The following is an 11,101-nucleotide window of genomic DNA, read 5'->3' on the forward strand; positions in this document are numbered from 1 at the left end:
CTATCACCTCTTTCTCAATTTATTAAAAAATAGTTTTTTATCTTTTTTATCAAAATCTTTCAAATAACTAATTGGTATAATTCGTCTAATTAGGCTATTCATTGGCTGTTCGATCATCGTCTTTATTTCTGAATAACTATAAGGGATTTGACATTCATAAATCGCCCTATGGATATAGGTTAAATCTATCGCAGGGATATTAACAACTTTTGTTGTTCCTAAAACCTCCAATAGTTCTTTTTGGTTTACCCCTTTTGTCCAACGATTGATCACCAATTCAATAGGCGAACCTTCTTCCTTAGCTTTAAGAAATCTATCCAATTTTTTCTTATTCAAAAGGATTTCACTGGGCATTGGATCAATTACTAATAGGATTAAATCTACTTCATCTATTAATGGTTGGATACTGCTATGTTCTACATATTTTCCCACGTCAATTATCGTGACGTTAGCTTTTCTGGAACTATATAAAAGTTTTACCATATGATTGTAAGTCCAATTTTCTTCATTAATTAATGGTTTTTTAGGATCAGTAATCAGCCACAATATTCCTTCATCAATTAGTTGATTATTTCTTTCTATCTTGTTACCTGCGAAAATCTCATGGGGATAACTATAAAAATTAAGCGGGTCACTCAGGGGTACTTTAATCAATCTTTGTTCTACACCAATATTGTCGTAAATATAAGGGGAAAAAGGCACCTCAATAACACTTGTCAATATTTTGTGTTCAGACAAATTTTTCGCTAAATTGAGAGTTATAAATGTAGAACCTGCCCTAGATGATAGATTAACAACCATTATCAATTTTTGCGGGATATTAATATAAATTTCCTGTTGCGATGATTTTTTTTCCTTAGTTTGAAAATCATTATTTTCTTGCAGTTTTATCGGAAAAGTAATTTTTTCAGTGACATCGTTAAATAAAAGACCCATGATACGTTCTAGTTCAATTTTAACTTCTAAAATGTTCTGATAGCGCTTATTAGGGTTAATCATTAACATTCTTTTAACAACCCTAACAAATTCTTCAGGTAAATCATTTCGATAATAGTCTAGAGGTTTTTGTGTAGAATAATAATGTTTGCCATTACTTAATAAGAAATAAATTACTGCTCCTAGGGAGAAGATATCTGAACGCTGGTCAGTTTGGTGGTTAGAAAATTGTTCGGGTGCAGCAAAACCGACTGTCCCCATCTGAACAGTATCAATTTGTTTTCCATCCTTATAATTACGTGCTATTCCAAAATCAATTAATCTTACATTATCCTGTTCATCTATCATAATATTTGCTGGTTTTAAATCACGATAAATTATTGGGACAGGTTGCTGATTGTGAAGATAATCAAAAAGATCACATATTTGGAGAAGATATTTAATTACTTTTTCTAATGATAAAAAATTGCCCTTTTGTTTAAAAATACTATTTAAAGTTTGTCCATTTACATAATCCATAACCAAATAGCTATAGCCATATTTATTCTCCGGGTAATAATCTACTATCTTTGGAAGATGAGGATGGTCCAAGGATACGAGTATCTTTGCCTCATCGATAAATTGCTGATAGCTATCTTTTTGTATAATAATTTCTTTTATCGCCCATAGTTTACCTTTTAAACGTAAATCTTCTGCTAGATATACAGTTCCCATTCCTCCCGAACCTAAAATCGATAAAATTCGATAACGATTATGGAAAATATCTGATATTTGTAAACGGGCAGCAGTTTTCATAGTTATTGCCCTCCATCAATTAAATCCTGTGTAATTTCAATGGTCTACTGAACTAATCTAATGAAAATATCTCCTAACTAGTTTTATATTCAAATTTAAATTCCGTCTTAGCGAGTTTTAAGATATCTCCATCTTCAAGAGGATATATCTTGTTAGGTGTTAGCTGTTGTTTATTGAGAAAACTCCCATTTTTGGACCCTAAATCCCTAATTACGTATCCATAATTAAGCTTTAATATTTCAAGATGAACTCGTGAAATTCCCCGAGAATTTTCTACGTAATCTACTGTAGCTGGATTACGTCCGATTAAAAAATTTTGTCCAATAATCTCAATTCTCTCTGTCTTTGAACCCCGCTTTACCTCCAAATAAGCCTTTGATAATGGATTTTGTGATAAATCATCTAAAAGATTTTCATTTAGAAATATCGTCTCATCTTGCTTAGTCAACAATGTAGTGTTGTTAGGCAGTTTTTCATAGTAATCAATCTCATTTTCACTATCTATTGTTGTTACTTTTTTCTCTTCTATCGCTCTATGTAAGTTCCAATAAACAAACGGTAAAAAGAAAATGATAATAGTAAGACCAACACTTGTATAAAAAAGAAATTCACTCGGATACTTGTAGTAAAACCCCCAAATAATAATACCAATAACTAAAATTAGTATAAAAAGTAGATTTTTTTTGTCTACCAACCTATTAATTTCTGAATTATGTTGGTCTTTGATACCCAAAGATGGTTTTAAATCCGGTTGCTCTTCATTAACCACTAAATTATTATTATCAGAAGGAGTGTTTTTTGACTGTTGAAAATTTTGCTCCAACAAATCCAACAATTTCTGTTTTAAATCAGACATAACAAATTCTGCATCGGACATAAAAGCGATTAACTCTTGAAATTTATCATTTTCGATATTTTCTACAAAATGATAAAGTCCAAGGACTAGTTGTTTTAAATCGTCAAAAACACTTTTCTTACTTTCAATTTGCTTTAAAGGGAGATAAGTTAAATAAATATCATTGATGTTTTGGCCAATATAAATAAAATCTTGTCTTAAAATGTAATTTTGCTCATTTAACATGTACATCTTACTATCACTTATGGTCGAAACTATGTTTAATAAAAGTTGATAGAATTGATCTTCTGATAACAATTCTCTTTTAAAAAAATGTACTAACATTTTCTTAGAAGTAATTTCATATCTCAAACTTATTTTAAAGTCAATTTCATCAATCCCCAGTGGTAATAAATTAGGAATAGGATTAGCTAAAAGCATTTTAATTTGAATATTGCTAAGGTCAGCTTCCCTTATTCCTTCATCTTTTGAAAATATTAAAAAATGTCCATTTTGATTTATATAATCAAAATTTAACTTATATATCTCATTCATTTATTAAATGCTCCTTTTACAAGTCAAAATTCATTAAGCTAGATTCCATCATACCCTGCCATCAGTAGCTTTGTTAGTTTTTGTAGCTTATTGCCAGTCGTTTTGAATTCCCCAATAATCATACCATCGTTTGATTGGCTAACCTCTACAAATTCATATAATTTATTTAATTGAATTTCTCCTTCTTTCATACCTATTACTTCACTAATTTCTAATACTCTTCTTGAATGATCACGTAAACGCCCTAAATGAATCATGATGTCAATTGCTGAACTTATCTGTTTTCGAACAACAGCAACAGGTAAATCTGCTCCACTTAATACCATTGTTTCTAATCTACTTAGCATATCAAGGGTACTATTAGCATGACCAGTAGATAACGACCCTTCATGCCCAGTATTCATCGCTTGAAGCATATCTAAAGCCTCAGCTCCTCTAACTTCTCCGACAATAATTCTATTAGGTCTCATTCTTAATGAAGTTTTAATTAAATCACGAATAGTAATTTCGCCTTTTCCTTCAGTATTAGCATTTCTAGTCTCTAATTGAACTAAATTGGGAATATTATTTATCTGAAGTTCCGCTGAATCTTCAATGGTGACGATTCTCTCATCTGCGGGGATAAAATTTGATAGGATATTGAGAAAAGTAGTTTTACCAGAGCCTGTCCCACCACTGATAAATATATTATATTTACTCACCACTATTTTCTCTAAAAACATTGATATTTCTTCATTTAAGGCATCCATTCTGATTAAATCTTCAACTTTCAAAGGATTTTCGGGAAATTTACGAATTGTCATTGTAGGACCTCTTAGTGCTATCGGTGGAAGGACGATATTTACCCGTGAACCATCCTTAAGACGAGCATCAACTATTGGCATTGATTCATTAACTACTCGATTAACTTTGGCAACAATTGATTGAATTATATCTTCTAGTTTTTCTTGACTTGAAAATTTCATTGGAAGTTTACTAATAACTCCGTTCTTTTCTATAAAGATCTCATCAACTCCATTGATCATGATTTCTGTAATTGTTTTATCATTAAGAAGTGGTTGTAAAATGTCGTACCCTCTAAAGGAATAGAAAATCCGGTCTACTAATACAATCTTCTGTTGAGCAGGTAAAAAACGTTCCTTTGAGAAAACAAAAACCTTATCCTCAATAAATTGCCTAAGTTCCTCATCAGATAAATTTTTTGCTAAATCCAACTCACTCCTAATTTTTTCAACTAAAGATAAAATTTCTTCTTCATCTAACAATAAGCACCACACCCAACAAAATTAATATCATATTCTTTCATTTTTTTCATTTTTTATATAATATTCTATTTCTTTCAATTTAGCTAATTAATTATATACTACAGGAATTCATTTACATTGTCACTAGTTTTTCTGAATTTTTCGACATTTTTTATTATTTTTTATTCAGATTATGGCATAATTTATCGATATTCTTCTATAACATAGTTACGGCACCGCTTAGTACGGTGCCTTCGCTTTATCATTGAATTTCTGACCAAGGTGGTTCTTCTGTTTCTGAATCTACTTTAATAACTTCATCCCAATCAACTTCATGAATTTCCATTTTGATTTTATTAATACCATACAAACCACCTGATAATGGAATCAAAGGAAACATCAATAAAATAATGCTGTCTAGATATAATCCAGGTATTTTCCAAAATTGCTTGTAGATCAAAAAACTAAATACATAAAATAGTGCAACAATACCAGCTATAAAAATTAGCCATGAAAAATAGTAGTATATTCTCAATATCTTATACGTTTTTGTTTTTCTTTGTTCTGGTGTTACTAAATCCTTAAGTGCCACTAATTATCACCTCCTTCATTTTTTTTTGCACCAGTTTGCCACCCAACTACTATTGCTACGTTTTAATAATCTATTATTAATTATTCTATAATTATTCTAATTTCCTTCAATATTTTCTTAATTTTTTGAATTTTCAAGTTATTTTTTTAAAAGCGTAGGTTATTTTTTTCTAACCATACGCTTTCTTTATTCACGATTTAACAATGTAAAAGTATCAATACTATTTTTTAAGAAATGGTAAAATATTTGAACTGCGGGGGAAAACTTCTTAAAACGGTGAAAAGCTAGATTGATGTTCCGTGAAAGTGAGAAATCTTCTTCAAAGTTAACAATCTCCATACAACCAGCAGACACTTCTGAGCGTACAGAAAAATAAGACAAGATTGAAAGTCCCCAATTTGCAATAACAACCTGTTTAATACTTTCTGTAGAAGGTAATTCCCATATATCTTTAATGATAAGTCCCTTTTCGTCTAGTAGTTTATCTACCATATCACGAGTACTAGAACCTTTTTCTCTCAACACAAATTTCTGTTCCGTTAATTTTTTTATAGATATTTTTTTCTCTCCAGCTATTTCATATTCTTTACCACACACTACTACTAAATTATCTTCTAACAATGGTTCAATTTTAATATTATTATCATAATCGATTTCTTCTCCTAGAACGGCTAAATCAATGGAATTTGCTAAAAGTTTTTCTTCAATCGAGCGAGTGTTTGCAACCTTAAGTTCGATTTCAATATCAGGATATTGTCTCCGAAAATCTGCGGCAATTACAGGAATTATATACATTCCAGGTGTCGTACTGGCACCGATACGGATTTTAGCTCCTTTCAAATCCTGTAAACTTCTTATGTTTTGTTCAGCTTCCTCAGCTAAATTAAGAATTCTACATGCATAATAATATAACTCTTCTCCTGCTTGAGTTAGATGGAGACGACGGCCAATACGATCAAATAGATCAATATTCAATTCTTTTTCCAACCGTCGAACTTGAATCGAAATAGATGGCTGGGCAATATGTAGCTTTTCGGCAGCAGCAGAAAAGCCACCGAATTCAACTACTTTTTTAAAAAGCCAAAGCTGATGAAGATTAAACATAATTAACAGTCCCACTTTCCATTTTATATAGATATTTGTATATAGTATTTATTAATATTATATATTTGTACAGTTATAAAATTTACTCTAACATAAAAAATAGGAAATGTAAATTTCAATAAATTGGGGGTAAAATTATGTCTATTGAAGAATTTCGTTTAACTAATTTAGCAGATTGTGGAGGATGAACAGGAAAAATTGGTCCTGGTGACCTGGCGCAAGTCTTGCGTCAATTACCTGATATTATTGATCCAAATGTTTTAGTAGGACCCGAAACGTCCGATGATGCGGCTGTATATAAACTTAATGATGAATTAGCACTTGTTTGTACCAGCGATTTTTTTAGTCCTATGGTTGATGATGCTTATGTTTTTGGCCAGATTGCTGCCAGCAACGCCTTAAGTGATGTTTACGCAATGGGAGCTAAACCACTTTTTGCTCTAAATATGTTAGGCTATCCTTCGGCTAAACTTCCACAAGATCAACTATTAAAAATGCTACAAGGTGGAGCTTCAAAAGCAAAAGAAGCAGGTATAGCCATTATTGGTGGCCATACCGTAGATAATCCTGAACTTAAGTACGGGTTAGCCGTAGTAGGAACGATTAATCCGAATGAAGTTTGGACCAATTCTGGAGTAAAACCCGGTGATGTCCTGCTTCTCACAAAACCAATAGGTACTGGCATTATTACAACCGCACTAAAAAAACAAGAATGTCCAAGTAAAGTTGCAGAAAAGGCGATAGAAACGATGCGTGAATTAAATAAAAAGGCTGCTGAAATTGCTTCAAAAGTTGGCAATATTCATGCTTGTACTGATGTTACTGGTTTTGGTCTTCTGGGACATTTATACGAAATGGCAGAAGGAAGCGCTCTAGAAATAAATATCGAGTTTTCCAAGGTACCGATCATCGAAGGGACAAAAGAACTCATCCGAAAGGGATTTGTACCAGGTGGTACTCGCCGCAACCTAGATTATCTGCAAGGAAAAATTTCTTACGAACATGGATTGTCTGAAGACGACCTATCGTTATTAGCCGACGCACAAACATCTGGCGGACTAATCTTCTCACTTTCACCGGAGGATGCTCTAGAGTTAAAAAGATTATTATTAGCAGCTAATATTACTGTTACAGAAATTGGCAGAGCTTTTAAAGGTGAACCTGGCAGAATTAATATTAATTTGTAAGACAGTATTACACTACATTTAATACGTGTGGTATTTAAAATTTGGAGAGTTGATATTATGCTTATATTCCTTTCATTTACCGGTCTTCTTGTGGGAATATTATCGGGAATGTTGGGCATTGGCGGAGGAATTTTAATTACTCCATTATTGCTTTATGTTCCACCATTACTGGGACTTCCTACTTTGTCCATGAAAGCTATAACCGGATTAACGATGGTACAAGGTCTGGCAGGTAGTGCCTCAGGCTTTGTCGCCCACCGACGTTACCATATTATTAATAACCGCTTAATTTATTGGATGGGACCTGTTATTGTCGTTACTTCGTTTGCAGGAGCACACTTTTCCGGTTTCATCTCTGATGAGGTGTTAATGGCTATCTTTGCTATGATGGCGCTAATAGCTGCTTTACTGATGTTTATAAGTAAAAAGGAAAAGCCACTTACAATGGATGCTAAGGAGATAACATTTAATCGTCCATTAGCAGTGACTATCGCAGCAACCGTTGGTTTGTTAGGTGGTCTTGTAGGCCAAGGCGGTTCCTTTATGATCATTCCATTATTGATAAATGTTCTAGGCATCCCCACAAAAGTGGCATTGGGTAGTAACCTCGGAATCGTTTTACTTTCTTCAATTGCTGGTCTTAGTGGAAAAATTTCTTCAGGTTTGATAGAACCATTATCTGCTTTGTATCTTGTGGTAGGGGTGATTATCGGTAGCCAACTGGGAGGTTTTTTAAGTCACCGTCTACGTAATAATACCCTTAAAAGAATCCTCGCAGCTGTAATTGGCTTGGTTAGTTTGCGAATCTGGTGGACATTACTTAAACCTTTAGTTGTTTCTTTGGTCAATTCTCTTCCCGCAAACATTATTATTCTATATACAATTTCTATAATTAGCTTAATACTCTGGACCGTTAACACCTGTTTATTTGTGTGGCTGTATCTTCATTTTCGCAGAAAAAAATGGGTAGTAACTCCTCCAGAAATATCTAGAACTCACAAAAAAAGCTTGTCATAAATTTGACAAGCTTTAATATCTATTCATCTTCTTTACCGGTATTCATTTTAGGTTCTATATGAATATGAACATCTTTAATTTTATGAATCGATCTCATTTTTTCTTCTATTTGATCAGTAATATTATGACTCTCCAAAACATTAAGATCAGGATTAACTTCAATAACTGCATCCACAACAATCTCATTACCATAAGAACGAGCTTTAATATCTTTAATATCTTTAACCCCGGTTACAGTAAGGATAGTTTCTTTTAGCGGCTCAAGCTCATTTGGTTCAAAACCATCCGTCAGCATATGAGTTGCTTCACTAAAAATGTCCCACGAAGTTTTTAAAATAATAATACCCACAATGATAGCAGCAAGTGGATCGAGCCATGGAAAATTATATTGAGCCCCAATAATCCCAACAAAGGCCCCTAAACTAACCATTGCATCTGAAAAGTTATCCTTAGCTACAGCCATCAATGCACGACTATTAGTTTTTATAGATAGGGAACGATTATAAAAGAACACTAAAAGCATTATTAACGCACCGATTAGTGCTATCCAAGCTGCTGCTATATCTGGTACGACTTGCTCCTTTGAAAATATTACCCTTACTGCATCAATCAATACTTGAATACCAATAGTAGCCATTATTAACGAAGTAACCAATGAAGCAATTGTTTCAGCACGTGAATGACCATAAGGATGATTTGCATCCGGTGGTTTTCTAGACATTTTTAAGCCAATGAGTACAGCTACTGATGCGATAATATCAGTAGTATTATTTAAACCATCAGCAACTAAAGCTGTTGAATTAAACAGATAACCCATTATAAGTTTAATGGTGGACAGGGATAAATAAGAAATCATACTAATCCAAGCCCCACGGTCAGCAGATATATTATTGCCATTTGAACGTCCCATATTTTATATTTGCTCCTTTTGAAAAACTACATCTATATTAGCAAATTTGACTGATTGAATCTAGAGGCACTACTACTAAAAGTATAAAAACATCCCAATACCATAGCTGCTTAACTTGCCATGAAAATTGGGATGATATTCACCATTTATTTTTTAAATTTTTTACTAATTTGGTCTTTTAATTGTTTTAAAAGCTGTTCTTTAGTTTTATCTATCTCTTTATTAAGATTATTTGTAATCTCATCACGTATTCCAGGTAACTGCTGTTCAATTTGTGAATCTGCCTCGTTCAATAATTCGTTCAAATATTGGTCTAATTCTTCAGAGGCTCTATCCATCTCATCCTGCTGATATTGATCTAAATCCTTAACGATGTTATCGTACTTCTCATTTACATATTTAGTGATTTCGTTTGAATAATTTTTGTTAAGATCTACTATTTGATCAGAAGTAATATTTAAATAATATTCTTTTAAGGATTTCAATCCATCATTTATTATTTGGACAAGATTAGAATCTAATACTGAAACCGCGTATACATTAATTGTACCCAAAAAGAAAGTGAATACAATCGTCGCAATTATAAGTTTCTTTTTCAATAACCCCGCTCCCCTCTTACTAATAATGTTGTAAATTATTATAAAAACAATTCGCACTATAACATTACAGGAAATATTAGAGTAATTCAATCATCATATTTTACCAATTATATAGCTGTTAACAAAACTGTAATCTCTATTCAATTTTCAATATGGTATTAATTTTATCAATAGTCGCCATAATAAGTTAAGGGAGGTGATAGTATGGCAAAAGATGTAATGTGTGAGGTTAGCAATTGTCAATACTGGGAGCAAGGCAATAGATGTACAGCTTCCTCCATTAATGTTGTGGGTCATAGAAGTCCATCAGATAGTAGGGAAACCGATTGTAGTACATTTGTAGCTAGGGCCTAAAATGCAGAAAGAGGACAACCTGAAAAAGTTTGTCCTCTAATACCCTTTTCCCTTTTTTATTTAATTATAGCTTAACATCATCTCCGCTTAATACTTCGATGACTGAATCTAATAATTCCTTCTTAATCTCCAGCTTATCGTTTATTTTTTCTAATAATGAGATTACATTGTTGAGATGAATTTGTGCTGCTTTAAAATCATCATTTTTCACTTGTACTCTAAATGCCTTTCTCTCTGAATGAACTTCCTCGAATAAAGCTTTAATTTCTCGGTTAACTGCCCTGATTTCTTTTCTTATTTCTCTTGCAGCAAATAAAGCTTCTCGATCTCCATTTTCTTTGGCCACAATATAAAGATCTAAAATAGTATCATGTTTCTCAGAAATCTCGATTCGTTGTCCTAATCTTTCCCTTTTGAGCTGGTTAATTTTATGAAATTCTTCTTGAAATTCTTTAATTGCTTTAAAGTGAAGTTCCCGCATCTCATAACGTTCATCTAATAATTTTTGTTGATCATTTGCAGCTAATTCTTGCGCAAATACTGCTCCTGTACCTCCAATTAACATCAATCCAACTAAAAGCATAGCTATAATTTTTTTCATTTTACATCTCTCCTTTTTTTTAATTTTCTTTTATGGCTTTATTATAGGAATAGAATCTGGAATAAATATAACAAATTTGTGGAATAAATGTATGAAAAAAAACATAGGTGTCGACCACCTATGTTCAGCTTGTAGACAAAGTCTTTATTTAGACAAATCTACAAGCTTTTTTTGTATAATAAGTATGTAATAAATATCTTGTGAGGGGAGAAACATGTTAACAAAACGTAAGGAAGATGTAAGAACTCAAGTTGAATTAGTATCAATAGAAGATTTAGTACCAGAGGATCATCTAGTGAGGAAAATAGATCAAGCAATTGACTTTAGCTTTATATACGATTTGGTTAAAGATACCTATTCTTTAGATAACGG

Annotated in this window: 12 protein-coding genes; 4 read left to right on the forward strand and 8 right to left on the reverse strand. The window is 32.4% G+C overall.

The window, feature by feature from the left end:
- Nucleotides 1–3: 3 nt before the first annotated feature.
- From BHF71_RS05575 to BHF71_RS05595, 5 genes are all read right to left on the reverse strand, one after another.
- Nucleotides 4–1,731 carry a serine/threonine protein kinase gene (locus BHF71_RS05575; protein WP_069656685.1) on the reverse strand — a complete coding sequence of 576 codons (1,728 nt, stop codon included), beginning with the start codon at nucleotides 1,729–1,731 and terminating at the stop codon, nucleotides 4–6.
- A 73-nt stretch (nucleotides 1,732–1,804) separates the two neighbouring features.
- Nucleotides 1,805–3,121: a DUF6382 domain-containing protein gene (locus BHF71_RS05580; protein ID WP_069656686.1), complete on the reverse strand. Its 1,317-nt coding sequence runs from the start codon at nucleotides 3,119–3,121 to the stop codon at nucleotides 1,805–1,807.
- Between the two features lie 38 nt (nucleotides 3,122–3,159).
- The gene (locus BHF71_RS05585; protein WP_069656687.1) at nucleotides 3,160–4,386 is read right to left on the reverse strand and encodes a TadA family conjugal transfer-associated ATPase; all 1,227 of its coding nucleotides are present in this window, start codon (nucleotides 4,384–4,386) and stop codon (nucleotides 3,160–3,162) included.
- 241 nt (nucleotides 4,387–4,627) lie between these two features.
- Entirely contained in the window at nucleotides 4,628–4,957 is a 330-nt protein-coding gene (locus BHF71_RS05590) for a hypothetical protein (RefSeq protein WP_069656688.1), read from the reverse strand.
- 186 nt (nucleotides 4,958–5,143) lie between these two features.
- Entirely contained in the window at nucleotides 5,144–6,061 is a 918-nt protein-coding gene (locus BHF71_RS05595) for a LysR family transcriptional regulator (protein WP_069656689.1), read from the reverse strand.
- A gap of 143 nt (nucleotides 6,062–6,204) precedes the next feature.
- Between BHF71_RS05595 and selD the strand changes: the two genes are divergently transcribed.
- The gene (gene selD / locus BHF71_RS05600; protein ID WP_425425390.1) at nucleotides 6,205–7,248 is read left to right on the forward strand and encodes a selenide, water dikinase SelD; all 1,044 of its coding nucleotides are present in this window, start codon (nucleotides 6,205–6,207) and stop codon (nucleotides 7,246–7,248) included.
- A 57-nt stretch (nucleotides 7,249–7,305) separates the two neighbouring features.
- Nucleotides 7,306–8,265, forward strand: coding sequence for a sulfite exporter TauE/SafE family protein (locus tag BHF71_RS05605; RefSeq protein WP_069656691.1), 960 nt, complete (start codon nucleotides 7,306–7,308; stop codon nucleotides 8,263–8,265).
- 19 nt (nucleotides 8,266–8,284) lie between these two features.
- On the opposite strand, the gene BHF71_RS05610 is transcribed toward BHF71_RS05605, so the two are convergent.
- Nucleotides 8,285–9,175 (reverse strand): cation diffusion facilitator family transporter, encoded by an 891-nt coding sequence (locus tag BHF71_RS05610; protein WP_069656692.1) that lies wholly within the window; start codon nucleotides 9,173–9,175, stop codon nucleotides 8,285–8,287.
- Between the two features lie 146 nt (nucleotides 9,176–9,321).
- A complete protein-coding gene (locus tag BHF71_RS05615; RefSeq protein WP_069656693.1) occupies nucleotides 9,322–9,774 on the reverse strand; it encodes a hypothetical protein in 453 nt (150 codons plus the stop codon).
- A 204-nt stretch (nucleotides 9,775–9,978) separates the two neighbouring features.
- Here BHF71_RS05615 and BHF71_RS05620 point away from each other — a divergent pair, with 204 nt between their 5' ends.
- Entirely contained in the window at nucleotides 9,979–10,128 is a 150-nt protein-coding gene (locus BHF71_RS05620; RefSeq protein WP_069656694.1) for a DUF1540 domain-containing protein, read from the forward strand.
- Between the two features lie 64 nt (nucleotides 10,129–10,192).
- On the opposite strand, the gene BHF71_RS05625 is transcribed toward BHF71_RS05620, so the two are convergent.
- Nucleotides 10,193–10,729 (reverse strand): hypothetical protein, encoded by a 537-nt coding sequence (locus BHF71_RS05625; protein WP_069656695.1) that lies wholly within the window; start codon nucleotides 10,727–10,729, stop codon nucleotides 10,193–10,195.
- Between the two features lie 214 nt (nucleotides 10,730–10,943).
- On the opposite strand from BHF71_RS05625, the gene BHF71_RS11505 reads away from it, so the two are divergent.
- The coding region (locus BHF71_RS11505; protein ID WP_084024202.1) for a transposase at nucleotides 10,944–11,101 on the forward strand (158 nt) is incomplete at its 3' end.

This window comes from Vulcanibacillus modesticaldus (assembly GCF_001730235.1).
Taxonomy (GTDB): domain Bacteria; phylum Bacillota; class Bacilli; order Tepidibacillales; family Tepidibacillaceae; genus Vulcanibacillus; species Vulcanibacillus modesticaldus.

Bases quoted from the DNA above. Each gene is read 5' to 3' on its own strand.
- BHF71_RS05575 (WP_069656685.1), bottom strand. From the start codon at position 1,731: ATGAAAACTGCTGCCCGTTTACAAATATCAGATATTTTCCATAATCGT.
- BHF71_RS05580 (WP_069656686.1), bottom strand. From the start codon at position 3,121: ATGAATGAGATATATAAGTTAAATTTTGATTATATAAATCAAAATGGA.
- BHF71_RS05595 (WP_069656689.1), bottom strand. From the start codon at position 6,061: ATGTTTAATCTTCATCAGCTTTGGCTTTTTAAAAAAGTAGTTGAATTC.
- BHF71_RS05605 (WP_069656691.1), top strand. From the start codon at position 7,306: ATGCTTATATTCCTTTCATTTACCGGTCTTCTTGTGGGAATATTATCG.
- BHF71_RS05610 (WP_069656692.1), bottom strand. From the start codon at position 9,175: ATGGGACGTTCAAATGGCAATAATATATCTGCTGACCGTGGGGCTTGG.
- BHF71_RS05620 (WP_069656694.1), top strand. From the start codon at position 9,979: ATGGCAAAAGATGTAATGTGTGAGGTTAGCAATTGTCAATACTGGGAG.
- BHF71_RS05625 (WP_069656695.1), bottom strand. From the start codon at position 10,729: ATGAAAAAAATTATAGCTATGCTTTTAGTTGGATTGATGTTAATTGGA.